20 protein-coding genes and 1 tRNA gene are annotated in these 22,944 nt (G+C 71.4%); 10 read left to right on the top strand and 11 right to left on the bottom strand.

Features of this window, described 5'->3' with window-relative positions; all coding sequences use genetic code 11:
• Nucleotides 1–159 precede the first annotated feature (159 nt).
• Complete coding sequence (locus OG410_RS17880; RefSeq protein ID WP_329300082.1) at nt 160–1,548, top strand: NAD(P)/FAD-dependent oxidoreductase; 1,389 nt, start codon at nt 160–162, stop codon at nt 1,546–1,548.
• Between the two features lie 270 nt (nt 1,549–1,818).
• A complete protein-coding gene (locus OG410_RS17875) occupies nt 1,819–3,108 on the top strand; it encodes a cyclopropane-fatty-acyl-phospholipid synthase family protein (protein WP_329300081.1) in 1,290 nt (429 codons plus the stop codon).
• Nucleotides 3,109–3,216: 108 nt separating this feature from the next.
• Here the strand turns inward: OG410_RS17875 and OG410_RS17870 are convergent, their stop codons facing one another.
• The gene (locus OG410_RS17870; protein ID WP_329300080.1) at nt 3,217–5,745 is read right to left on the bottom strand and encodes an ABC transporter permease; all 2,529 of its coding nucleotides are present in this window, start codon (nt 5,743–5,745) and stop codon (nt 3,217–3,219) included.
• Between the two features lie 59 nt (nt 5,746–5,804).
• Complete coding sequence (locus tag OG410_RS17865) at nt 5,805–6,605, bottom strand: ABC transporter ATP-binding protein (RefSeq protein ID WP_329300078.1); 801 nt, start codon at nt 6,603–6,605, stop codon at nt 5,805–5,807.
• Nucleotides 6,606–7,062: 457 nt separating this feature from the next.
• On the opposite strand from OG410_RS17865, the gene OG410_RS17860 reads away from it, so the two are divergent.
• From OG410_RS17860 to OG410_RS17850, 3 genes are all read left to right on the top strand, one after another.
• Nucleotides 7,063–7,145: transfer RNA gene (locus OG410_RS17860), tRNA-Leu, on the top strand.
• Nucleotides 7,146–7,491: 346 nt separating this feature from the next.
• Nucleotides 7,492–8,679 carry a 4-hydroxybenzoate 3-monooxygenase gene (locus OG410_RS17855; RefSeq protein ID WP_329304156.1) on the top strand — a complete coding sequence of 396 codons (1,188 nt, stop codon included), beginning with the start codon at nt 7,492–7,494 and terminating at the stop codon, nt 8,677–8,679.
• A 211-nt stretch (nt 8,680–8,890) separates the two neighbouring features.
• On the top strand, nt 8,891–9,772 hold the full coding sequence (locus OG410_RS17850) for a Bax inhibitor-1/YccA family protein (protein WP_329300077.1): 882 nt from the start codon (nt 8,891–8,893) through the stop codon (nt 9,770–9,772).
• 139 nt (nt 9,773–9,911) lie between these two features.
• On the opposite strand, the gene OG410_RS17845 is transcribed toward OG410_RS17850, so the two are convergent.
• Nucleotides 9,912–10,142 carry a DUF4287 domain-containing protein gene (locus OG410_RS17845; RefSeq protein WP_326787336.1) on the bottom strand — a complete coding sequence of 77 codons (231 nt, stop codon included), beginning with the start codon at nt 10,140–10,142 and terminating at the stop codon, nt 9,912–9,914.
• Nucleotides 10,143–10,246: 104 nt separating this feature from the next.
• Here OG410_RS17845 and OG410_RS17840 point away from each other — a divergent pair, with 104 nt between their 5' ends.
• Nucleotides 10,247–10,558 (top strand): hypothetical protein, encoded by a 312-nt coding sequence (locus OG410_RS17840; RefSeq protein ID WP_329300076.1) that lies wholly within the window; start codon nt 10,247–10,249, stop codon nt 10,556–10,558.
• 58 nt (nt 10,559–10,616) lie between these two features.
• On the opposite strand, the gene OG410_RS17835 is transcribed toward OG410_RS17840, so the two are convergent.
• The 3 genes from OG410_RS17835 to OG410_RS17825 all read right to left on the bottom strand — a co-directional run bounded on the left by OG410_RS17835 (nt 10,617) and on the right by OG410_RS17825 (nt 14,539).
• Complete coding sequence (locus OG410_RS17835; RefSeq protein WP_329300075.1) at nt 10,617–11,414, bottom strand: hypothetical protein; 798 nt, start codon at nt 11,412–11,414, stop codon at nt 10,617–10,619.
• A gap of 291 nt (nt 11,415–11,705) precedes the next feature.
• Nucleotides 11,706–12,926: an acetyl-CoA C-acetyltransferase gene (locus tag OG410_RS17830; RefSeq protein WP_329300074.1), complete on the bottom strand. Its 1,221-nt coding sequence runs from the start codon at nt 12,924–12,926 to the stop codon at nt 11,706–11,708.
• Nucleotides 12,927–13,510: 584 nt separating this feature from the next.
• Nucleotides 13,511–14,539 (bottom strand): SGNH/GDSL hydrolase family protein, encoded by a 1,029-nt coding sequence (locus OG410_RS17825; protein WP_329300073.1) that lies wholly within the window; start codon nt 14,537–14,539, stop codon nt 13,511–13,513.
• 143 nt (nt 14,540–14,682) lie between these two features.
• Between OG410_RS17825 and OG410_RS17820 the strand changes: the two genes are divergently transcribed.
• Nucleotides 14,683–16,077 (top strand): cystathionine beta-synthase, encoded by a 1,395-nt coding sequence (locus OG410_RS17820; RefSeq protein WP_326787341.1) that lies wholly within the window; start codon nt 14,683–14,685, stop codon nt 16,075–16,077.
• A 397-nt stretch (nt 16,078–16,474) separates the two neighbouring features.
• Here OG410_RS17820 and OG410_RS17815 read toward each other — a convergent pair whose 3' ends face one another.
• Entirely contained in the window at nt 16,475–16,912 is a 438-nt protein-coding gene (locus OG410_RS17815; RefSeq protein ID WP_329300072.1) for a hypothetical protein, read from the bottom strand.
• A gap of 148 nt (nt 16,913–17,060) precedes the next feature.
• On the opposite strand from OG410_RS17815, the gene OG410_RS17810 reads away from it, so the two are divergent.
• From OG410_RS17810 to OG410_RS17800, 3 genes are all read left to right on the top strand, one after another.
• Nucleotides 17,061–18,683, top strand: a complete 1,623-nt coding sequence (locus OG410_RS17810; protein WP_329300071.1) for an aromatic amino acid ammonia-lyase — start codon at nt 17,061–17,063, stop codon at nt 18,681–18,683.
• Between the two features lie 89 nt (nt 18,684–18,772).
• On the top strand, nt 18,773–19,660 hold the full coding sequence (locus OG410_RS17805) for a MurR/RpiR family transcriptional regulator (protein ID WP_329304155.1): 888 nt from the start codon (nt 18,773–18,775) through the stop codon (nt 19,658–19,660).
• A gap of 147 nt (nt 19,661–19,807) precedes the next feature.
• Complete coding sequence (locus OG410_RS17800; RefSeq protein WP_329300070.1) at nt 19,808–20,377, top strand: hypothetical protein; 570 nt, start codon at nt 19,808–19,810, stop codon at nt 20,375–20,377.
• Between the two features lie 30 nt (nt 20,378–20,407).
• On the opposite strand, the gene OG410_RS17795 is transcribed toward OG410_RS17800, so the two are convergent.
• The 4 genes from OG410_RS17795 to OG410_RS17780 all read right to left on the bottom strand — a co-directional run bounded on the left by OG410_RS17795 (nt 20,408) and on the right by OG410_RS17780 (nt 22,585).
• Entirely contained in the window at nt 20,408–20,782 is a 375-nt protein-coding gene (locus OG410_RS17795) for a hypothetical protein (protein ID WP_328669496.1), read from the bottom strand.
• 14 nt (nt 20,783–20,796) lie between these two features.
• Nucleotides 20,797–21,303: a roadblock/LC7 domain-containing protein gene (locus tag OG410_RS17790; RefSeq protein WP_329300069.1), complete on the bottom strand. Its 507-nt coding sequence runs from the start codon at nt 21,301–21,303 to the stop codon at nt 20,797–20,799.
• Nucleotides 21,304–21,368: 65 nt separating this feature from the next.
• Nucleotides 21,369–22,181, bottom strand: a complete 813-nt coding sequence (locus OG410_RS17785; protein ID WP_329300068.1) for a transcriptional regulator — start codon at nt 22,179–22,181, stop codon at nt 21,369–21,371.
• Complete coding sequence (locus OG410_RS17780; protein ID WP_037628227.1) at nt 22,178–22,585, bottom strand: hypothetical protein; 408 nt, start codon at nt 22,583–22,585, stop codon at nt 22,178–22,180. The genes OG410_RS17785 and OG410_RS17780 overlap by 4 nt, the downstream gene beginning before the upstream one ends.
• Nucleotides 22,586–22,944 lie beyond the last annotated feature (359 nt).

Genomic DNA, 22,944 nt, shown 5'->3' with positions numbered 1-22,944 from the left:
GCAGCTCACGCGGTGTTGACAACGGTACGAACCGTACGGCGGTCCACCCCTGCCGCCATGACCTCGATCACGAGGGCGGCGGAGTGTAGCAGAGCCCCTGCCCAAGCTTGTGAAGGGGCGCACGAGCGACCCCCCGGAAGCAGGTGGATACTCGATGGCATGAGCACCACGGAGCGTCCCAGGATCCTCGTAGTAGGCGGTGGGTACGTAGGCCTGTACGCAGCTCGGCGCATCCTCAAGCAGATGCGCTACGGAGAGGCGACCGTAACGGTCGTCGACCCCCGGTCGTACATGACCTACCAGCCCTTCCTCCCCGAAGCAGCCGCCGGCAGCATCTCCCCGCGGCACGTCGTCGTCCCGCTGCGGCGTGTACTTCCCAAGGCGGAGGTCCTCACCGGCCGGGTCACCACCATCGACCAGGACCGCAAGGTAGCCACGGTCGCCCCCCTCGTGGGCGAGGCGTACGAGCTGCCTTTCGACTACCTCGTCATCGCGATGGGCGCGGTCTCCCGCACCTTCCCGATCCCCGGCCTCGCCGAACAGGGCATCGGCATGAAGGGCATCGAGGAGGCCATCGGCCTGCGCAACCACGTCCTCGAGCAGCTCGACAAGGCCGACTCCACCACGGACGAGGACGTCCGCCGCAAGGCGCTGACCTTCGTCTTCGTGGGCGGCGGATTCGCCGGCGCCGAGACCATCGGTGAAGTCGAGGACATGGCCCGCGACGCGGCCAAGTACTACAGCAGCGTGTCCCGCGAGGACATGCGCTTCATCCTCGTCGACGCCGCGGACAAGATCCTTCCCGAGGTCGGCCCCAAGCTCGGCCAGTACGGCAAGGAGCACCTGGAGAGCCGCGGTGTGGAGATCTACCTCTCCACCTCGATGGACTCCTGCGTCGACGGCCACGTCGTGCTGAAGAACGGCCTCGAGGTCGACTCCAACACGATCGTCTGGACGGCCGGCGTCAAGCCGAACCCCGTTCTCTCCCGCTTCGGTCTGCCGCTCGGCCCGCGTGGCCACGTGGACACCCAGACCACCCTCCAGGTGCAGGGCACGGACTACGTCTGGGCCGCGGGCGACAACGCCCAGGTGCCGGACGTCGCCGCCCGCAAGGCCGGTGTCGAGAACGCCTGGTGCCCGCCGAACGCGCAGCACGCGCTGCGTCAGGCCAAGATCCTCGGCGACAACGTGATCTCCGGTATGCGGGGCTTCCCGCAGAAGGAGTACGCGCACGCCAACAAGGGCGCCGTGGCCGGTCTCGGTCTGCACAAGGGCGTCGCGATGATCGTCATGGGCAAGATGAAGATCAAGCTCAAGGGCCGTCTCGCCTGGTACATGCACCGCGGCTACCACGGTCTCGCCATGCCGACCTGGAACCGCAAGATCCGCGTCTTCGCGGACTGGACGCTCGCGATGTTCCTCAAGCGCGAGGTCGTCTCCCTTGGCGCCATGGAGACTCCGCGCGAGGAGTTCTACGAGGCCGCCAAGCCGGCTCCGGCCGCGCCGGCGCCCGCCGTCAAGACCGAGGAGAAGGCCAAGGCCTCCTGACCCTCCGGTCACCGAACGCCCCGAAGGGGCCGCCCGCCATCCGTGGTGCGGGCGGCCCCTTCGGCGTTCCCCGGCCCCTGCGGCGCGTTCCCCGGCCCACCCTGCGCGCCGCGCAACCCGCCGCGTCGGCGGAGGCGGGCGCCGCGTTCAAAGTGTGGTGCGTACACACATTTTGCGAATCTGTGTCGTGGAAGCGGGACTGCCCGCTGACGGGGTAGATGTTTACGTGGTGTCGGAGCGTTCGGGAGTGTTGTCTCGGAGGTGTACGCCATGCAGGACGCCGCGCCGCGTCTCAAAGGCCTTGTCGAACAGTTGCTGGGAGCCCCGCTCCCGTTGCGCGTGCGCGCCTGGGACGGTTCGGAAGCGGGTCCGCCCGCGGCTCCGGCGCTCGTCGTCCGCAACCGGCGGGCCCTGCGCCGACTGCTGTGGAAGCCGGGCGAGTTGGGACTCGCCCGCGCCTGGGTCTCGGGTGACCTCGGCGTCGAGGGGGACCTGTACACCGCCCTGGACCTGATCTCCGGGCTCGTGTGGGAGCGCCCCGAGGACGCGCGCGGGCTCGGGGCGGCGCTGCGTGACCCCGAGGTGCGCGCGGCGGCCCGCGGGCTGGTGAGGATGGCCGGGCTGCCGCTGCCGCCCGCCCCGCCCCCCGAGGAGGTGCGCCGGAACCGCCACCTGCACACCAAGCGCAGCGACCGGAGCGCCATCAGCCACCACTACGACGTCGGCAACGAGTTCTACGAGCTCGTCCTCGGCCCGTCCATGGTCTACTCGTGCGCCTACTGGGAGGAGGGCGGCACCCTGGAGGAGGCGCAGCGCGACAAGCTCGAACTCGTCGCCCGGAAGCTGGCTCTGAAGCCCGGTCAGCGGCTCCTCGACGTCGGCTGCGGCTGGGGCTCGATGGCCGTGCACGCCGCCCGCGACCACGGCGTGCGGGTGGTCGGGGTGACGCTGTCGCAGGAACAGGCCGCGTACGCCCGTAAACGGGTCGCGGAAGAGGGCCTGACCGACCGGGTGGAGATCAGGGTTCAGGACTACCGGGACGTCACCGACGGGCCCTACGACGCGATCTCCTCCATCGGCATGGCCGAACACGTCGGCGCCGAGCGCTACCTGGAGTACGCCGAGGTGCTCGGCGGCCTCCTCGTCCCCGGCGGGCGGCTGCTCAACCACCAGATCGCCCGGCGCCCGCAGCGCGACGAGTCGTCGTACGCCGTCGACCCGTTCATCGACGCCTATGTGTTCCCCGACGGCGAACTCGCGCCCGTCGGGACGACCGTGACGCAGCTCGAGCGGGCCGGGTTCGAGGTGCGTGACGTCGAGGTCCTGCGCGAGCACTACGCGCTCACCCTGCGCCGCTGGGTCGCCAATCTGGAGGCCGGGTGGTCCCGTGCCGTCCGGCTCACCGGTGTCGGCCGGGCCCGCGTCTGGCGCCTGTACATGGCGGCCAGCGCGGTCGCCTTCGAACGCAACCAGATCGGCGTCAACCAGGTGCTGGCGGTGAAGACCCGGGGCGGGGCGGGCCCGTCCGGGATGCCGCTGCGGGCGAGGACCTGGAACTGACGCGCGGAGCGGCGGCGCGACGCGGGGGAGGGGGCCCGATCCATCCGGATCGGGCCCCCTCCCCCTGTTTCTCCGGGGCCGTCGCTCCGGCCCGTCCGCCGTGCGCGGTTACTCCGACTTGATCGCCGTCAGCATGTTCAGACGGGCCGCCCGGCGGGCCGGCCAGAGCGCCGCCAGGACGCCGACCGTCGCCGCGAGCAGGAGGAAGACCGCCATCCGGCCCCAGGGCAGGACCAGTTCGTACGTCGACATCCTGCTGCCCAGCAACCGGCCGGCCGCCCAGCCGAAGAACACGCCGAGACCGATGCCGAGGACACCGCCGAAGAGCGAGATGACCAGGGACTCCAGACGGACCATCCGCTTGATGCCCTTGCGGTCCAGGCCGATCGCGCGGAGCATCCCGATCTCCTGCGAGCGCTCGAAGACCGACATAGCGAGGGTGTTGACGACGCCGAGGACGGCGACGACCACCGCCATCGCCAGCAGGCCGTAGAGCATGTTCAGCATCAGCGTGAACATCTGCGCGATGCCGTCGGAGATGTCCTTCTTGTCCTGGACCTTGACGGCGGGGTTGTCGCCGAGGGCCTTCTCCAGCCGGTCCTTGACCGCGGCCGAGGCGCCGCCCGCCGTCTTCACCATGACCTGCATGTCGGAGGCGCCGCGCTGGTGCGGGGAGAGCGTGGCGTTGTCGAGGATGATGCCCCGGATCATCTCGTTGGCCTCGTACACCCCGGCGACGGTCAGGCTCTCCTTCGCGCCGTCCTCGTAGGAGACCTGGAAGCGGGAACCGGCCTTCCAGCCGTGGGACCCGGCCGTGTCCGAGTCGACCACGACCCCGGTGCCGCCGACCTCGAAGGCGCCGTCGGTGACGTCGAGATCGGTGAGCTTGCCGATGGCCGAGCCCGTGACGCCGGTCAGGAACTCCGTCTGCCGGTCGATGCGGGAGGGCGCGTTGCGCAGCGGGCTGGTGTCGGTGACGCCGTCGACCCCGGCGAGCTTCTTCCCGATGTCCGGGGAGAGGGAGTTGCCGTTGGCCATCGACACGACGTAGTCCGCCCTGATCGCCGAACTGGCCATCTTGTCGATCGACTTCTGCAGGCTGCCCGCCATCACCGTCATGCCGGTGATCAGCGTGAGACCGATCATCAGCGCCGAGGCGGTGGCGGCCGTACGGCGCGGATTGCGCAGCGAGTTCTGCCGGGCCAGCTTGCCGGAGATCCCGAAGATCCGCAGGACCGGGGCCGCCGCGGCGATCAGCGGGCGGGACAGCAGCGGGGTGAGGACGAAGACGCCGATGATGAGCAGCACCGCGCCGAGACCCATCGGGGCCTGGCCGTCGGAGCCGTCCATCGTCGTGGCGTAGAGGACCACGGCGACACCCGCGGCGGCGAGCAGGGCGCCGATCGTGTTCCGCAGGACCAGGGACTTCGTCGTCGCCTTCGCGTGGACGCTGCTCATCGCGGCGACCGGCGGGATCTTCGCGGCGCGGCGGCCCGGCAGCCAGGCGGCCAGCATCGTGATGAGGACGCCGACGAGCAGTGCCGTGGCGACGGTGCCGGGCGAGACGACCAGCGGGCCGTCCGGGACCGTGGCGCCGAGCGTGCCCATCAGGGAGCGCATCGCGGCGCCGATGCCGATGCCCGCGGCGAGCCCGCCGACGGCCGCCACCGCGCCGACCACGAAGGCCTCGATCAGCACCGACCGGGTGACCTGGCGGCGGGAGGCACCGACGGCGCGCAGCAGCGCCAGTTCCTTGGTGCGCTGGGCGACCAGCATGGTGAAGGTGTTGGCGATGATGAAGGTGCCGACGAACAGCGCGATCCCGGCGAAGACCAGCAGGCCCGTCTTCATGCCGCTCATCGCCGCGGAGATCTGCTCGGCCTGGTCGTCGGCGAGCTGCCGGCCGGTGACGGTGGAGGCGGTGTCCTTCGGTACGACGGCGTCGAGCGCCTCGCGCAGCGCGCTCTGGCTGGTGCCCGGCGCTGCCTTCACGTCGATCTCGTCGTAGGTGCCGGACGAGTGGAACAACCGCTGCGCGGTCGCGGTGTCGAACAGGGCGAGGCTGCCGCCGGCGGCCACGTTGCCGTCGTCCGTGCGGAAGACGCCGGTCACGACGGGCTTGAGGACGGGGCCGTCGACCGAGAGGCGTACGGTGTCGCCGACCTTGTAGCCGGCCCGCCTCGCGGTCTCGGCGTCTATCGCGATCTCGCCGGTGCCGTGCGGCGCGTGTCCGGCCGTCAGGGGATAGCGGGGGTCCTTGTCGCCCCAGAAGTTGCCGCCCTGCGACTGGAAGCCGCCGCCGATGAGTTTGCCGTCCTTGCCGGCGATGGCGGTGAAGCCGTTGACGACACCGATCGCGGAGGCCGCTCCCGGTACTCCGGCCGCCTTGTCGAGCAGGGGCCGGGTCAGGTCGTGCCTCCTGCCGAGGGTGTCGTCCGTGTCCGCCGCGCTCTTGGGGCGGATGGCGACGTCGACCTGGTCGAAGCCCTTGGCGGAGCTCTTCTGGTAGGCGTCCGAGATGGTGTTGGTGAAGACCAGGGTCCCCGAGACGAAGGCGACGCCGAGCAGGACGGCGAGCACGGTCATCAGGAGCCTGGCCTTGTGCGCGAACACGTTGCGCAAGGCGGTACGGAGCATGGTCTGTCTCAGTCCAGGTGTACGAGGAGTGGGGGAGCGTCGGGAGGGCTCGGCCCGCGTCAGCTCGTGCGGTTCTTGCCGTCGGACTCGGAGGTCCGGGGGTTTCCCCCGGGAAGGTTCCGCATGAGGTCCAGTACCGAGTCCGCGGTCGGCTCGTGCAGCTCGTCGACGATCCGTCCGTCGGCGAGGAAGACGACGCGGTCCGCGTAGGCGGCGGCCACCGGGTCGTGCGTCACCATCACCACGGTCTGGCCCAGCTCGCGTACGGAGTTGCGCAGGAAGCCGAGGACCTCCGCGCCCGCGCGCGAGTCGAGGTTTCCGGTCGGCTCGTCGCCGAAGATGATCTCGGGGCGGGAGGCGAGGGCGCGGGCGACGGCGACGCGCTGCTGCTGGCCGCCGGAGAGCTGGGAGGGGCGGTGGCCCAGGCGGTCGGCGAGGCCGATCATCTTGATGACGCTGTCCAGCCACTCCTTGTCGGGCCTGCGGCCCGCGATGTCCATCGGGAGGGTGATGTTCTCCAGGGCCGTCAGCGTCGGCAGCAGGTTGAACGCCTGGAAGATGAAGCCGATCTTGTCCCGGCGCAACTTGGTGAGCTGCTTGTCCTTCAGGGAGCCGAGTTCGGTGTCGCCGATGCGCACCGAGCCGGAGGAGAAGGTGTCCAGCCCGGCCACGCAGTGCATCAGCGTGGACTTGCCCGACCCCGAGGGACCCATGATCGCGGTGAACTCGGCCTGCCGGAAGTCGACGGTGACCCGGTCGAGCGCGACCACCTGGGTCTCGCCCTGCCCGTAGACCTTCGACAGTTCCGTGGCGCGGGCTGCGACCGCGGTGCTTGTGCCGGCGAGGTGAGTGGTGGTCACGGAAGGGTGCTCCTGTCGGTACGACGACGTCGATGACGTTGCTGGGACGTGTTCCATCGTCCGTGCCGATCCGCGGGATGTAGTCACCCCCTGTTCCGGTTCCGGAGGCAGCCTGGGGTCGGACCGGGAGCGGTCGCGTCATACCTGGGGATGACGGAGCTCCCTGAGAGCGGTCCGGGTCGGGCACGAAGAGCGCTCGGCGCGCGGTCGCGCGCCCTGCGGCCGGCCCGGAACCTCGTCAGGCGTTCGTCGTGATCGCGTTCGGACGGTGAAATTCCGTCAATCCGCGTACGGGCGCTCAGCGCGTCCGGGAGGCTGTTGGCAAGTGCTGACGGCCTGTGCGGTGTGCTGATGCACCCTCAGACATCAATAAAATAAGACAACGTCGGTACGCACGCCCGCTGTTCGGGTGACGCGCCCCGATAGGCTCGGAACCTCGATGCGGAGCCCATGATCTGCCCGGATGGTGGAATGCAGACACGGCGAGCTTAAACCTCGCTGCCCCTCGCGGGCGTACCGGTTCAAGTCCGGTTCCGGGCACGCGGCCTCACCCGGGGATCCTTCGGGTGAGGCTTCCGCAAGCATCCGGTGGCGCCTCGCGACCTTTCGGGTTGCGGCCCCTCGGTCCCCGCGCGGCTCACGTCCTCCCGTTGGTGACGGGCTTCCAGAGGCCGTCCCGCCCTCGTTCCGTCGCGGCCGGTCCTTCGTCTGGTCAGGTGCCCTTGCGGGTGGGCCGGCCGACGAGGCTCGCGTACCGCGTTCAGTGCCGATCCCTCATGCCGGTAGGCCCGGCGCCCGTTGACATCGGTTCCGTGGCGGCGGAGACTCGCGGTGAGGTGAAGGAAAGTTCACTTCGCGAACAGCGAGAGAAGGTGCGGGTATGCCGATGCGGACCACCGTCGGGATCGTCGGAGCCGGGCCCGCCGGGCTGCTGCTGGCCCGGCTGCTGCACCGTGCCGGGATCGAGTCCGTGGTCCTGGAGAGCCGGGACCGGGCCTATGTGGAGCAGCGGCAGCGGGCCGGGATCCTGGAACAGGGGACCGTGGACGTGCTGCGGGCCGCCGGGGCCGGCGAGCGGATGGACCGGGAGGGGCTGCGGCACGACGGGATCGAGCTGCGGTACGGGGGGAAGCGGCAGCGGATCGACTTCCCGGCGCTCACCGGCGGGCGCTCGGTGATGGTGTACGCGCAGACCGAGGTGTGCAAGGACCTCGTCGCGCTCCAGATCGCGGAGGGCGGGCCGCTGCTCTTCGAGGCCGAGGCGCTGGCCGTCGAGGGGGCCGAGAGCGACCGGCCCCGGGTGCGGTTCCGGCACCAGGGGCGCGAGGACGTGCTGGAGTGCGACTACGTCGTCGGCTGCGACGGCTTCCGGGGCGTCGCCCGCCGGGCCGTGCCCGCCGCGCTCTCCCGCACCTTCGAACGCTCCTACCCCTTCGGCTGGCTCGGCATCCTCGCCGACGTCGCGCCCTCGCACGACGAGCTCGTCTACGCCCGCCACGACCGCGGCTTCGCCCTGCTCAGCATGCGCTCGCCCACCGTCTCCCGCCTCTACCTCCAGGTGCCCGAGGGCACGGACGCGGCGGAGTGGAGCGACGAGGCGATCTGGGACGAGCTGGAACGGCGTCTGGAGACCGCCGGTGACTGGCGGCTGCGGCGCGGCCCCATCACCTCCAAGTCCGTGACACCCATGAGGAGTTACGTCCACGAGCCGATGCGGCACGGCCGGCTCTTCCTCGCCGGGGACGCCGCCCACATCGTGCCGCCGACCGGCGCCAAGGGCCTCAATCTCGCCGTCGGCGACGTCGTCACCTTCGCCCGCGCCCTGATCCACCTCGGGGACACCGGATCGGCGGAGCGGCTCGACGCCTACTCCGAGACCTGTCTGCGCCGGGTCTGGCAGGCCGAGCGGTTCTCGTACGACATGACAGCCCTGCTGCACCGCGACCCCGCCGCGACGCCCTTCGAGGACCGTGTCCAGCGGGCCCGCCTGGAGCGGATCGCGAGCTCGCGCGCGGCCGCGGCGGACCTCGCGGAGGGGTACACGGGCTTTCCTCTCGGCGAACAACGGGAATAGCGGGTGATCAAGGCGGCTTGAGAGGGCATGTGCCCCGTGAAGCCGTTTCCCGGAAGCGGGTGTCACGGCTTCGTACCAGTACGGGCGTGCCAGGGGACACACGCGTACGGTGGCACAACGAGGGAAAGATCCTCCCCAAGCACTAGGGTCATTCCTTTGCCTACCTATTACTCTTGAGCCAAGGCCACGAGGGTGGCCATGGAGGAGTGAAATGAGGAGCAGTAACCCGGTCTTCTCGCGACGGGGGTTCAGCCGCGACAACGGCTACGCGGGCTTCAACGCGGCGCCGCAGGCCGGGGGACCCGCTGTCGGCACGCAGGGGAACCCGTACGCCCAGCAGGGCGGCAACCCCTACGCGCAGAACCCCTACGCACAGCAGGGCCTCCAGCAGGGCGCTCCGCCGCAGGCCCCGGTCACCACCGGCCGCATGACGATGGACGACGTCGTCATGCGTTCGGCCATGACGCTCGGCACCGTCGTCGTCGGTGCCGTCCTGGCCTGGGCGCTGCTGCCGGTCTCCAGCACGAGCTACGGCCTGGCCATCGGCTCCGGGCTGGTCGCCTTCGTACTCGCGATGGTGCAGTCCTTCAAGCGCGCCGCCACCCCCGCGCTGATCATCGGGTACGCCGCCTTCGAGGGCGTCTTCCTCGGTGTCATCAGCGAGATGTACAACTCGGTTTGGCACGGCGCGCCCTTCCAGGCCGTGCTCGGCACCATGGCGGTCACCGGCGCCACCCTGCTCGTCTACAAGGCGGGCTGGATCCGGGTCACCGCCCGGTACGCGCGTATCGGCCTGACCATCGCCATCGCCTTCGTCGCCGTCATGGCGGTGAACCTGCTCCTGGTCGTCTTCGGTGTCGCCCCGGACGGCGGACTGCGCAGCAGCGGCCCGCTGGGCGCGATCGTCGGCATCCTCGCGATCCTGATCGGCGCGTTCTTCCTGACCCTCGACTTCAAGCAGATCGAGGACGGCATCACCTACGGTGCGCCGAAGGAAGAGGCATGGCTGGCCGCGTTCGGCCTGACCATGACCCTCGTGTGGATCTACGTCGAGATGCTGCGGCTGGTCGCCATCTTCAGCGGCAGAGACTAGTGACGCCGACGGCCGGACAGGCCGTCAGGTGACCTGAAGGGCCCGCGAACCACCAGTTCGCGGGCCCTTCGTCATCGGGTGCCGGATCGTCGTCGGATACCGGCCGTCGTCGGGTACCGGTCGTCTCGGTGGTGCGCGCTCACAGCAGTTTGCGCGCGGCCCTCCTCAGGTCGTACTCGTGAATGATCGCCTTGGCGTGGCCGTACGCGAGGTCGTGCTCGGCGCGGAGCCAGCTGACCTTCTCCTCGAAACGGAAGAGGGCGGGGCCTTCCTCGACGGTGCGAAGCCAGTCGGAGATCTCACGACCGGTGCAATGGGGGATGCGGGCGAGCAGGTTGCGATGGGTCTCCGCGGAGAAGACTTGGGACATCGGCGCCTCCGAACGCAAAGGGGATGTAAGCCGGTCCTTCACGCCACCGTGCCTGAGGGTTGGGTTGTTGGCAACAGTCCCGCCGCTGCGCGTAGTCTCGCGGCGTGCTGGATACGACGCCGTTGAGCCGAGCCGTGGACCACTTCGCCGACCGGTTGCGGGCCGCCCCGCAGAGCCGCCTGCAACGCAGTGCCGCGGCGGAGGCACTGGGGCTGGCCAGGGAGTTCGCGCTGCGCGCCCAGCGGGTCGAGGACCCGTCGGGCGAGCCCCGGGAGATGCCCGACGCCGGGATGTTCGCCGCCGCCGACCAAATCACGGTCGCCGCGCACGACTTGGCCCTCGTACTGAAGAACGAGGAGGAACTGGCGGAAGCGGTCACGCTCGTGGCCGAGGCACAGAAACGCGCCGGGGTCTGATCCTCTCGGCCGGCTCCGGCGCGCGGGATGCCGTGCGGTTCCCCCCTCGGGGCGGACGCTACAGCGACGCTATGACGCGGTCCGCCAGGATGTAGACGCTCTCCTCGCCGAACGAGAAGGTCAGGGCGTACGCGCCCGAGACACCGGAGCCGCCGAGCAGGACCGGGGCCTCTCCCGCCGTCAGGGCGGCGGCGAGCCGCTGCGCGGTCTCACGGTGGCCGGGGGTCATGCACAGGGTCGTGCCGTCGGCGAAGACGTAGACGTCGAGGGTGCCGAGCGGGCCGGGGCGGACGTCCGCCAGCTCCGTACGGGACTCGGCGAGCTCCTCCAGGCGGGCCACCGTGCGTTCGTGGTCGTTGACCACCGGTGACTGGGCCGGGACGAAGTCCGGGTGGGAGGGGTGACGGCGGCGGGCCGCGGCGAGTTCGGGGGAGTCGCCGGCCGTACCGGTCTGGAGGAACTCCTCGACATCCGTACCGGTCTCGGCCACCGGCTCCAGGTGGTCCAGGCCCACGAAGTCCGAGTGGCGCGGCAGGAACAGCTCGGTGTCCGGCAGCCCGAGCAGCGACGGCGCGTCGGAGGCGTCACGCGTCTCCTGGGCGGCCCAGAAGGCCCGCGCCTCGGCGAGCTCCCGCTCCCGCTCCTCGGCCAGCGCGTCGGCGACGGCCGTGCGTATCTCGTCCGCGTCGGCGGATCCGCGCGCCGCGGGCACGAGGCCCCGCGCCGCACTGGCGCGGCTCGCGACGAGTTCACTGTGCAGGGCTGCGACCTGCCGACGCAGACCCCGCAGGGTGTGCAGAACGGCGACGCCCACGGCCGCTGTGGCGGCTGTGGCGAGCAGCAGAGCAATCGACATGGCGCTCACTGACGTACTCCCGGTTCAAAGTCGGCCCCCGACTTCCTACATCAGCTTGAAGGGCGAACCGCCAAACTGTCAGTGCGTAACGTCACGAATAGGACAGGACTTTGGCCCTCAGGTTTAACCGTGCACGCACCTGACCTGCGGGAATGTCCATCCGAGGGGACATAGGTCACATCTTGGAAGGGATTGGATCACAAATCGGCCCAGAGGCCCGGTGGTTCCGGGCTTCTGGGCCGATTCGTTCACGCTGGGTTCAAATCCCGTCACAGGAACGGGTCATGACTGTCAGCTGAGACGCTCGATGACCATCGCCATGCCCTGGCCGCCGCCGACGCACATGGTCTCCAGGCCGAACTGCTTGTCGTGGAACTGGAGACTGTTGATGAGGGTGCCGGTGATGCGGGCGCCGGTCATGCCGAAGGGGTGGCCGACGGCGATGGCGCCGCCGTTCACGTTCAGCTTGTCCAGCGGGATGCCCAGGTCGCGGGCGCTCGGGATCACCTGGGCGGCGAAGGCCTCGTTGATCTCGAACAGGTCGATGTCGTCGACGGTGAGGCCGGCGCGGCTGAGCGCCTGCTTGCTGGCCTCCACCGGGCCGAGGCCCATGATCTCGGGGGAGAGGCCGGTGACGCCGGTCGAGACGATGCGGGCGAGCGGGGTCAGGCCGAGCTCGCGGGCCTTCGTGTCGGACATGATCACGAGGGCGGCGGCGCCGTCGTTCAGCGGGCAGCAGTTGGCCGCGGTGACCAGGCCGTCGGGGCGGAAGACCGGCTTGAGGCCCTGGACGCCCTCCAGGGTCACGCCCGCGCGGGGGCCGTCGTCCATGCTGACGACCGTGCCGTCCGGGGTCGTGACCGGGGTGATCTCGCGCGCCCAGAAGCCGTTCTTGATGGCTTCCTCGGCGAGGTTCTGCGAGCGCACGCCGAACTCGTCCATGTCCTGGCGGGTGACGCCCTTGAGGCGGGCCAGGTTCTCGGCGGTCTGGCCCATCGCGATGTACGCGTCCGGGACCAGGCCGTCCTCGCGCGGGTCGTGCCAGGTCGAACCCTCCGACTGCGCGACCTCGAGGGTGCGGGCCTCGGCGTCGGCGAAGAGGGGGTTGTGGGTGTCGGGCATCCCGTCGGAGGTGCCCTTGACCGACCGCGACACCATCTCGACACCCGCCGAGATGAAGACGTCGCCCTCGCCGGCCTTGATGGCGTGCAGGGCCATGCGGGAGGTCTGGAGGGACGAGGAACAGTAACGGGTGATCGTGCAGCCCGGGAGGTGGTCCATTCCCATCTGCACGGCCACGATGCGGCCGAGGTTGTGGCCCTGCTCGCCGCCGGGGAGGCCGCAGCCGAGCATCAGGTCCTCGATGAGCTTCGGGTCGAGCTCGGGGACCTTGGCGAGGGCCGCCTGGATGATCGTGGCGGTCAGGTCGTCGGGGCGCACATCCTTCAGGGAGCCCTTGAAGGCGCGGCCGATCGGGGAGCGGGCGGCTGAGACGATCACGGCTTCGGGCATCACGGCTCCATTGGCGTACGGGAAGTGTGCAGGGCTGTCTGGGAAGTTACCCGTACGTACCGTCGAGGTCACCGGTGTGGGGGTGTGACACCGGCCGCACTTTTCTAAGCGCTTGCTTTTTGCTGGCGGGGGCGCCTTCGGGGGCGGGGTGTGTTTCTCCCGGCCGGGAGAAGGAGGTGCCCCCGCGTCGGGGCAGCCGCCCACGGGGCTCCGCCCCGGACCCCGCTCCTCAAACGCCGGGGGGCTGGATCTTTCGGCCGGCCGGGGGGAGAGGTGCCCCGGGGGTAGGGGCCGTCCACGGGGCTCTGCCCCGGGCCCCGCTCCTCAAACGCCGGAGGGGCTGAATCTTCCACCCGCCGGAGGACTGGATCTTTCCGCCGGCCGCGGTGAGAGACCCAGGGGCGCGGGGAACCGCGCGGCCCGGCCCCACGGAGCCGCACCCGGCTACGGGCCTGCCCGGATCGGGGCCGGGCGTTCGGTGCCGGGCTGGGTGAAAGAGCCAGGGGCGCGGGGAACCGCGCGGCCGGCCCCCACGCACCCGCAGCCGGGTACGGGTGGGCCGTCCGCCCGGCACCCCGCCGGGGTCAGCTGAGCGGGGTCGGGGCCGGGTCCGTCGCCGGGAGGCGTTGGCGGCGGCGGCGTTTGAGGAGGGCCCAGGGGCCGCGGGGCCCGGTGGGCAGCGCGGCGGTGACCTCGGTGCCGGGCTCCGACGCGGCCTCCGCCGCGGCGCGGGCGACCGGCAGGAAACCCTCGTGGCGCGAGACGTCCGGACGCTCCTCCTCCGCCGGCCAGAGGCCGAGCGCCGCGCAGACCGTGGGCAGCAGGGCCATGGCGACCGTCGCGTACCCCTCCGCCGAGGGGTGGTAGTGGTCGGGGCCGAACAGCTCGCGCGGGTTCGCCTCGAACTCCGGGCCCAGCAGGTCGCCCAGCGACACCGTACGGCCGCCCTGCTCGACCGTGCCGATCGTCTGGGCGGCGGCGAGCTGACGGGACGCGCGCCGCGCCAGCCACCGCAGCGGCTGCTGGACCTGCTCGACCGTGCCCAGGTCGGGACAGGTGCCGACGATCACCTCCGCACCGACCGTGCGCAGCCGGCGTACCGCCGCGGACAGATGGCGTACGGAGCGTGTCGGCGGCATCCGGTGCGTCACGTCGTTCGCGCCGATCATGATCACGCAGACGTCGGGCAGTCGGGAGGTGTCGGTGAGGGCGAGCGCGACCTGGCGGTCCAGGTCGTCCGACTGGGCGCCGGGCAGCGCCACATTGCACAGCTCCACCGGCCGCTCGGCCACCGCCGCCAGTCCCGAGGACAGCAGCGCGCCCGGCGTCTGCCGGGCCCTGCGCACCCCCTGGCCTGCGGCCGTCGAGTCGCCGAGCATCGTCAGCCGCAGCGGGGGTTCGTCAGGGGAGGCGCCGGCGTAGTCGTATCCGTACAGACCGTCCGCGCGCGGGGCGTAGGGAGCGTGTCCGTTGCCCACATGCCGCTTCACCAACTGCACCTCGGCCAGCACCAGACCGACGGCCGCCGCCCCCACCAGCCCGACGCCGCCCCCGCCGTACGCCGCGCCCGCGGCGATCCGCCGGGCCACCCTCGCCCTCGACATGCTCGACATCCGTCGCCGCCACCTCCTGTAGCTGTACAACCACTGCTTGCCCCGAAGAGCGGGTGGGCCAATCTCAACTGAGGGTGAACGGCTGCTCAGGGCCGTAGGCTGGCGAGACCATTCCTGTTGAAAACGCAGCTCCGGAGACAACGGTGCAATTCCACGACTCGATGATCAGTCTCGTCGGCAACACCCCGCTGGTGAGGCTCAACAACGTGACCGCGGGCATCCAGGCGACCGTCCTGGCGAAGGTCGAATACTTCAACCCCGGCGGATCCGTGAAGGACCGCATTGCCATGCGCATGATCGAGGCCGCGGAGGAGAGCGGCGACCTCAAGCCCGGCGGCACGATCGTCGAGCCGACCAGTGGGAACACCGGTGTGGGGCTCGCCATCGTGGCGCAGCAGAAGGGGTACCACTGCATCTTCGTGTGCCCCGACAAGGTCTCCACCGACAAGATCAACGTGATGCGCGCGTACGGGGCCGAGGTCGTGGTCTGCCCCACCGCCGTCGACCCCGAGCACCCGGACTCGTACTACAACGTCTCCGACCGGCTGGTGCGGGAGACCCCGGGAGCCTGGAAGCCCGACCAGTACTCCAACCCGAACAACCCCCTGTCGCACTATCACTCGACCGGCCCCGAGCTGTGGGAGCAGACGGAGGGGAAGATCACCCACTTCGTCGCGGGCGTGGGCACCGGCGGCACGATCTCCGGTACCGGCCGGTATCTGAAGGACGCCAGTGACGGCAAGGTGCAGGTCGTCGGCGCCGACCCCGAGGGGTCCGTGTACTCCGGCGGTTCCGGCCGGCCCTACCTGGTCGAGGGCGTCGGTGAGGACTTCTGGCCGACCGCGTACGACCGTACGGTCGCGGACGAGATCGTCGCCGTGTCCGACAAGGACTCCTTCCAGATGACGCGCCGCCTGGCCAAGGAGGAGGGGCTGCTCGTCGGCGGCTCCTGCGGCATGGCCGTGGTCGCCGCGCTGCGCGTCGCCGAGCGCCTCGGCCCGGACGACGTCGTCGTGGTGCTGCTCCCCGACAGCGGGCGCGGCTACCTCAGCAAGATCTTCAACGACGAGTGGATGGCCGACTACGGCTTCCTGGAGGACACCGGCCCGAGCGCCCGTGTCGCCGACGTGCTGAACGACAAGGCGGGCGGCTCCATCCCCTCGCTCGTCCACATGCACCCGGAGGAGACCGTCGGCGAGGCCATCGAGGTGCTGCGCGAGTACGGCGTCTCGCAGATGCCGATCGTCAAGCCGGGCGCCGGTCACCCGGACGTGATGGCCGCCGAGGTCATCGGGTCGGTCGTGGAGCGCGAGCTCCTGGACGCGCTGTTCACCAAGCGGGCCTCCCTGGAGGACCCGCTGGAGAAGCACATGTCGTCGCCGCTGCCGCAGGTCGGTTCCGGTGAGCCGGTCGCCGACCTGATGTCCGTGCTCGGTCGCGCCGACGCCGCGATCGTGCTCGTCGAGGGCAAGCCCACCGGCGTCGTCAGCCGGCAGGACCTGCTGTCCTTCCTCGCCAAGGGCGGCACCAGGGCCTGACCCCGTCCCGGGCCTGAGCAGGATTTTCGTTCGAAGTGTCGGATCCGTGTGGATCTTCCGGCTCCGGCCGGGGTGAACTTCGCGGAAGTGGTACGAGCGCGTCACGTCCGCGCAGCACCCGCTTAACACGGGTCCGGCACATTAGTGGGTGTCGGCAGGGCGGGAGCGGCTCCCCGCCAGGCCGGCGCCGAACGGCGCCAAGGACCTCCGGAGCGGCTCCCGGACCTCCATGGACGCCTAGGACGCGTAAGCCCGGTCCTGACCCGGCCCGCGTCCCTCGCGGGGACCGCCGTCGTCCCGCCCCCCTTCACCGGGGGTGCGGCGGTCCCCGCGCAATACGTCGAAGGGCCCGGCGCTCGTCCCGAGCGCCGGGCCCTTTCGTATGCCCTTCCGGCGCCTACTCTTCCCAGTCCGACTCCGGCCGGTTCCCGCGGCGGCCGAAGAGTCCGGGGGAGAGGCGCGCCGCCTGGACCACGTTCACGCCGACGATCCCGCCCCAGGCGACGAGCAGACCGGGCAGGTGCGCGACTCCGCCGCCGATCGCGGACAGCGGGACCGCGAGGACGAGCGAGACGATCCCGAAGCCGAAACGCTCGCCCCAGGAGTCGGACGACTGGGGTGAACGCGCGCCGCGCGCCACCACCATCTGCTGTTCCGCGAGCCGGCGCCGCACCCGGCGGTCGACGGCACCGTCGAGGCGCTGCTCGACCTTCTCCAGGAAGGAGTCGACCAGCGCGGATTCGTACTCTTCGCCGAGCTCCTTGCGCGCGTGCAGGGTGGCGTCGAGTTCCTTCTTCAGCTCCGCGTCGTCATGGCGGGCGTTCATACCGGTCATGTCCATCACGTTAGGCAGCGGAGGTGCGCGTGGCACTGGGGATAGCCCCCCTGTTGCGGCGGGGCCGGGCCCCCGGAAGACGCCCCTTGCCCGGTCTGCATATCGTCATGCAGAGTTCTCGGTAGCTGAATAGAAGGGTGTGTGCGTGATGTCGTCCCGGATCGTGGACACGTCGTGTGCGGTGACGCCTCCGGCGGCCGTCGCACTCGTGGTCCTGGACGGCCGCGGCACCGGAGTCGACGACGTCGTACGGCTCGCCGACGGGACCGCGCGGCCGGTTCCCGGCACCGAGGCGATGAAGCGGGCCGAGGAGTCCTGGTGCGCCGCCCGGCGGATCGCCGCCACCGGCCGCGTCTACGGACGCTCCACCGGCGTCGGCGCCAACCGTGACGAGGACGTGCCGACCGAGGCGGCCGCCGGCCACGGACTGCGCCTGCTGCGCAGCCACGCCGGCGCCATCGGCGAGGAACTGCCCGCCCGGCAGGTCCGGGCGATGCTCGCCGTCCGGGCGAACCAGCTTCTCGCGGGCGGCGCCGGACTGCGGCCCACCGTCGTCACGGCGCTGTGCGAGGCGCTGGAGAGCGGCGCGTACCCGGTCGTCAACGAGTTCGGCTCGGTCGGCACCGGGGACATCGCCGCCCTGGCCCAGGTGGGCCTGGCCCTCGCGGGGGAGCACCCGTGGAGAGGCCCGGACGGCTCGGCGGTGCCGGGGCGCGAGGGGGCGGGTGCGCGGTCCGGCGAGGGGCCGGTCAGGCGGTCCGGCGAGCGGTCGGGTACGCGGTCCGGCAGGGGGCCGGGTCCCGGGCCTCTGGCGCTCGACAACAACGACGCGCTCGCGCTCATCAGCAGCAACGCCCTCACCGTGGGACAGTCCGCCCTCGCGCTGCACGAACTGCGCGGACTGATCGGCGCCACCCAGGTCGTCGCGGCCCTGTCGCTGCTTGCGGTCGACGGGTCCCACGAGGCCTACGCGGCGCCCGTGCACGCCGCCCGGCCGCATCGCGGGTCCATCGAGGTGGCGCGCCGGACGCGGGAGCTGATCGGAGCCGCGGACCGGCCCGCACCACCGCTCGGACGGATCCAGGACCCGTACGGCTTCCGCTGCCTGCCGCAGATCCACGGCCCCGCGCACGACGCGGCGGACGCGCTGGAGGAGGTCCTCTCGGTGGAGATCAACGCCGCCGCGGAGAACCCGCTCATCTCCCCCGAGGACATGGCCGCCTACCACCACGGCGGCTTCTACCAGGCACAACTCGCCCTCGCCCTGGACCACTTCAGGCTCGCCGTCACCCAGGTGGCACGCCTGTCCACCTCCCGCCTGTCCACCCTCAACGAACCCGCCTACACCCGGCTGCGCCCCTTCCTCGCCGATCAGGAACCCGCGTCCTCGGGCGTGATGATCCTGGAGTACGCCGCCGGTGCCGCGCTCGGTGACCTGCGGGCCTTCTCCGCGCCCGCCTCGCTCGGCCACGCTGTACTCTCCCGGGGCGTCGAGGAACAGGCGAGCTTCGCCTCGCTCGCGGCACGCCAGACCCTGCGTGCGTGCGGCGCGTTCCGTCTCGTCGTCGGCTGCGAACTGGTCGCCGCGGTACGGGCGCTGCGCCAGCGCGACCTGCGGCCCGACCCGGAGCTGCCGGCCGGGCGGGCACTGGAGCTGGCCGAGGCGGCTCTCGAACCGGAGCAGGCCGACCGGCCGCTCACGGACGATGTGACGGCGGCCGCCGCGCTGCTCGACCGGTTCACGGACATCTGGAGGGGGAGCACGTCATGAGCACGGTCAGCGACAGGGCCGCGGGCGGCGACAAGGACGGGGACGGCAAGGCGATGGTGGGCGGCGAGGTCATGGGGGACGGCAGAGCGATGGGGTTCGGCGAGACGGCCGGGGACGGCGGCGTGGAGCGCGGCACCGGTGTGAGCGACAGCCCCGCCGGACGGCTCCAGAGCCTCTTCGAGGGGCGCCGGCTCACCCCGACCCAGCGGCGCATCGCCCACAGCATGGTGCGCAGCGCCGCCGACGTGCCGTTCCTGTCCAGTGTCGAACTCGCCGAACTCGCCGGAGTCAGCCAGCCCTCCGTCACCCGCTTCGCGGTCGCGCTCGGCTTCGACGGCTACCCGGCGCTGCGCAAGCACCTGCGCGAGGTCGCGCCCGCCGAACCGGCCGCCGACACCGCCTCGTACAACGAGTACCAGCAGGCCGTCGAGGCCGAGATCGAGAATCTGCGTCACCTCGCCGCCGTGCTCGCCGACCCGCGTCCGGTCGCGAGGGCGGGGCGCCTGCTGGCCGCGTCGCGCCCGCTGCCGGTCCTCGGGCTGCGCGCCGCCGCCTCCCAGGCCTACGGCTTCGCCTACTTCGCAGCCAAGGTGCACCCCGACGTCCGGCTGCTGCACGAGGGCGGCACGATGCTCCAGGACCGGATCGACGCGAGCGTACGGGCCGGGGCCACGGCCCTGCTGTGCTTCGCGCTGCCCCGCCACCCGCGCGAGGTCGTCGACGCCCTCGGCTACGCGAAGGAGGCCGGGCTGACCGTCGTCACGGTCGCGGACTCGGCGTTCGCGCCGGTCGCGAAGGTGTCCGACCTGCTGCTCCCCGCCGCCGTCGGCACCGGCCTCGCGTTCGACACGGCGTGCGCGCCGATGCTGCTGGGCCGCGTACTGCTGGAGGCCATGTGCGACGACCTGCCGGACGCGCAGGCGCGGCTGGAGCAGTTCGACGCGCGGGCCGCCGTACGGGGACTGTTCGTGGAGTAGGCGGCGTCCCTCCCCGCGCCCGGGCGGTGATTCGGGCGTTTCTCAGACGCGTCTCACCTTCCGTGGCTAACCTGCCCGCCCAAAGACATGCGGGCGCGACGGCGGTCGACGGCGTGCCCGTACAGGCGCTGAGTCGGGAGGCGGATCGTGGCGCGCGGAGGACAGGGACTGGCCCGGGTGGCCGTCGTGGTGCGGGCGGGAGCCGTACCGCTGTGGTGGTACGGGGTGCTGGCTGCCGGAGTCGGAGTGCTGCTCCCCGGGCTGACCGGGCGCAGGATCGGCGTCATGGCGGGGGCCGCGCTGTTCCTCGTCACGGCGGCCGTGGTGGCGTACTGGCGCAGGAAGCGCTACGACGCCCTGGTCCGCTCGGCCGCCCGCGCCGGCAAGCACGATGTGCTCCAGGACCGTGCCGTGACCCTGCGCAACTGGCGCCGGGGCCACCGCTGGTGGCTGCTGCTCGCCTTCGCCGCCGCGCTGGGCAGCTCGTTCGCCGTGCCCGCCGCGGGCGGCATGCTGCTCGCCGGCGCGGGCGTCGGACTGTGGCTGAAGGCCGCCCGGCTCGGGCGCCTGGAGCGTGCCGAGCAGGCGCTGATCTGGGTGCGCGTCGACTGGCTCGGCCCGCGCGCCGGTGCCCCCGTGGGCAAGCCGGTCCGGGCCGTCCGGGCCACCGGAGTGGCGGCGGGTGACGCCGCGCCCGGTGGGGCGCGGCGTCACTGACCGGAGCGGTTCCGGACCCGGTGCGTGGAACTAGATCTCCAGATCGGACTCGATCCGCTTCAACTGGTGCCGGGCCATCGCCAGGTTGGCGCGCTTCTGGTCGAGCACCAGGTACAGGAAGAGGCCGTTTCCGCCCCGCCCCTTCATCAGCCGGATCAGGTGGTACTGGTCGGACAGTGTGATCAGGATGTCCTCGATGTCGCCCTTCAGGCCAAGGTGTTCCATCGTGCGCAGTTTGGCGCGGACGACGTCGGTGTTGCCGGCGGCTGCGACCGTGAGGTCGAAGCTCTTGCTGCCGCCGATGGTGCCCAGCGCCATTCCGCTCGTGTAGTCGACGAGGGCGGCTCCGGTCGCGCCTTCGATGGACGCCAGGGCCTCTTTGAGGGCGGTCTCGGTGTTCGTCATGATGGGTTGCTCCTTCAGCTTTCTGATGTTCTCGGGTGGTTGGTGGCAGGAGTGGATGTGGTACGCGGGGTGGTGCCGCGTGGGGTGCGCGTGCGGGACGAGGTCTTCGCGGAGGTCCTGGCCGGTTCGGCGGCCGGTTCGCCGCGAGCCGTGGCGGCGTCGACGAGTTCGCCGATCCGGGTGCCGGAGCGCCGCCCCTCCAGGTGCAGCCGGCCGACGTTGACCCGGTCCTGGGCGAGCAGGGTCAGCACGGCGGAGCCGCCCGCCGCGTACGTCGCGACATAGCCGTGCACGCCGCGCACCAGCAGCTCACGCAGGTCGCCGTGGTTGGTGGACTCGGTCATGCGGATGGCGACCCCCAGGGCGGCCGCGGTGAGCGCGGCCAGGCCGTCCGGCTCCACACCGGGTGTGTCGTGGGCGAGGACGAGACCGTCGGCGCTGGCCGCGAGCGCTCCGGTCAGCTGGGGCACGCGGGCCCTCAACCGATGGAGTTCGTCCAGGACTTCGGCCTCCGCCGCCATCAGCAGTCTCCTCTCGGCACGCTGTCGTAGCGCGCGGATCACAAGGCCTCCCGCGGGGTTGGGACTCACAAGGCCTCCAGCGCGACTCTGAGCCGCCGCAGCAACGCGACGTCGGGATCGGTGGAGGTCTGGGTGAGCACGCTGGGCGGGGGAAGCGGCTGCGGTTCGGGCGCGGCCGTCACGAGGCCGGCGGCGGCGAGCCGGCGCAGGTCGACGAGCGTGTGGAAGGCGGGCCGCCCCAGCTCGAGGGACACGTCCGCCGCCGTGCGGACGCCGTCCACCCGGCCGAGGACGGCCTCCTGGCGGAACGGCACCGTCGGCCCCGCGGCGAGCAGGGCGCGCCGCAGCGGCGCGGTGTCGGTCGCAGGGTCGGGCCAGATCCGGTGCAGGAGTTCACGCCGGCGCACCGTCTCGCGCTCCAGCGCGGCGACCGGGACGGGGCGGAGCGGGCCGAACCAGTGCGCGGCACCGTACCGGAAGCGGCTCGGGGTGCTGCTCGGCCCGAGCACGAAGTACGCGGCGTCGTACAGGGAGCCGAGGTGGCACAGCTCCAGCGCGCCCTCCGCGATCCGCCCGCTGTCGATCAGGAACCGGCCGACCCGGCGGCCTGCCCCGGCCGCGGCGACCGCCTCCCGCCACACCTCGGGGGCCAGGACGCCGTGGACGGAGAACAGGACGTCGAGCCCGGGTGTGGCCGGGCTCTCGGCGTGCACCACCTCGCCGTCGGCGAGGTAGAGGGTGCCGCGCTCGCGGATGAGGACGCCGGTGGCCCGTTCGTCGGCGAGCCGGCTGAGCATCGGTGAGGCGCCGCCGGGGGCGCCCGGTGCCGTGTCCCGTACGGGGAGCCGGGGTGGGGGAGGTGTCCGGACCGTGGTCATACGAGCACCAGCCGTCCGGCCATCTCGCCCAGCCGGATCCGTGCCAGGGCGAGGTTGCCGTCCGAGCGGGCCAGCCACAGATGGAGGAACACGCTGCTGTCGAAGGCGGTCCGGACGAATCGCAGGACGTGATAGCTGTCGCGGTTGCTGATGATCAGGTCTTCGATGGGGGTCTCCTGGTCTGACCACTCGGACCAGTCGGAACCGCCCTTGGGTGCGAACGAGCGGTTCTCCGCGGCGAGCCGGGCCAGCTCGGCGGCCTCCGCCGCGGTCGTCTCGTGGTCGTCGCCCGGAGCGTCACCGACCGTGCCCAGAGCCAGGCCGCTGGTCCAGTCGACCACCGAGGCGCCTCGCGCCCCGGGCAGTGTCATGGCCTCCAGCAGGCACTCGTCGATACCGGGCACCGTGTCTCCCTCCCGCCAAAGGGTTCGGCCGAGTGACGCCGAAGTTACGCACTGTGTGCACGGGAAGGGAGTGATCCGGCATTTTCCTGTGGAAAATGCCCGCGCTGACTAAGGTGGGTCAACTGACCACATTCTCGGGCGCGCTCAAACCACCTGTGGTCCGTTTGTGCTGTCCTGGAGCGGTGGGGTGGGGCGCATATGGGTGCGCATGGGCGTCTGCCGTTTTCCGTGCGCCCCGGTGTCCGCCGGTCGGTGCGGTGCCGGTCGGCCGGTGCCGCCCTTCTTGGATTCGCCCCCTCCGCCCCTTCCCGTCTCGGGGCTCCGCCCCGGACCCCGCTCCTCAAACGCCGGAGGGGCTG

Source organism: Streptomyces sp. NBC_00659 (assembly GCF_036226925.1).
GTDB lineage: Bacteria > Actinomycetota > Actinomycetes > Streptomycetales > Streptomycetaceae > Streptomyces.
This window is presented reverse-complemented; position numbering and strand designations above follow the sequence as displayed.